Below are 696 nucleotides of genomic sequence, written 5' to 3'. Positions count from 1 at the left end.
CCGCCCGCCGCATAGGACACGACGCCGGAAACCGACGTCGGCACAATCGCCATCATGGAGGTCGCGGCGGCATTGCGCTGTGTGAGTCCGAGCCACACCAATGCGGGCACGATCACCGTGCCGCCGCCGATGCCGAACATGCCGGACAGCAGTCCGACGGCGACACCGACGATCACCAACACCGCGATGCCGCGGGGCGATGCATCCAGCCCAACCGGATCATTGCCGAACAGACGGTCCGGTTTCGCGATTTCCTTCCATTCATGATTTTGCGCGTTCCGCATGGCAGCCATCCCTCTCGTGTGATTCGATAGCGCGCGTTACCGCACGGCATCGGCCTCGCCCCGATACTACCCACGCGCGCATGAGATGGTACGCCCCACGTTCCCTATACGGCCTACGACCCGCGCAATCCTCTGCTCAATAAATAATCCGAAATGCGATAATCCGAGGCATCTCATGAAGCTCGTGCGCACCGCGCAACCCATACAATCCTGCATCCCGCAACTATACAGACTACGTGCATGAATCAGCCATCGCGGCGAACTGCTTGAGCAGGGCTGGGAGTGAGATACAGACTACGTGCATGAATCGGCATGGGGATGGCGGTTTCCCATCCATGCAAACCGCCCTATCCGCGTTCCCCGCGCGCCCGGCCAGACCGACAACCCCATCCGCGCGAAGAAACGCTCCGAT

At 61.4% G+C, this 696-nt stretch carries 1 protein-coding gene; it reads right to left on the bottom strand.

The genetic code is table 11. The features are described from left to right. Window positions 1-284, bottom strand: a 284-nt coding sequence (locus B3C64_RS04705; RefSeq protein WP_291534079.1) for a sulfite exporter TauE/SafE family protein, incomplete at its 3' end; no start/stop codon positions are given. Window positions 285-696 lie beyond the last annotated feature (412 nt).

It is taken from the genome of Bifidobacterium sp. UBA6881 (assembly GCA_002451435.1).
GTDB lineage: Bacteria > Actinomycetota > Actinomycetes > Actinomycetales > Bifidobacteriaceae > Bifidobacterium.
Note: the sequence above shows the minus strand (reverse complement) of the source record. Positions and strands in the feature narration are given on the sequence as shown.